Origin of the sequence: Vibrio sp. 10N.222.52.B7 (assembly GCF_041474275.1) — a bacterium.
GTDB lineage: Bacteria > Pseudomonadota > Gammaproteobacteria > Enterobacterales > Vibrionaceae > Vibrio > Vibrio crassostreae_C.
In genome coordinates this window covers 1-303 of sequence record NZ_JBFRTU010000445.1, presented here as the reverse complement: position 1 = coordinate 303, position 303 = coordinate 1, and the positions used below count along the sequence as shown (strand labels likewise).

General features: G+C 43.6%; 1 protein-coding gene. It reads left to right on the top strand.

The features are described from left to right. Positions 1 to 303, top strand: a 303-nt coding sequence (locus AB4512_RS23620; RefSeq protein ID WP_372175947.1) for a 5-carboxymethyl-2-hydroxymuconate isomerase, incomplete at both ends; no start/stop codon positions are given.

Genomic DNA, 303 nt, shown 5'->3' with positions numbered 1-303 from the left:
CTCATCCACTATTGATGGTCAGCAACTCAATCAGAAAGTGTTTCTCGGCGCGATGGAATCTCAGTTGTTCTCACCAACAGGAGAAGACATCAAAGTACGCAGCCTTGCCTACCAGCATTACCAAACTGGTGAAGTAAAAGAAGACTTCGTGCATGTCTCTGTGCGTATTTTGTCTGGGCGTAACGAAAGCAATAAAACGATGCTCTCCAAGTCCATTTTGGATCAATTACTGACTCTTCCACTATCCAATGCTTCGCTGACCGTAGAGATCATTGATATAGAGACAAGTAGCTATTCAAAAGC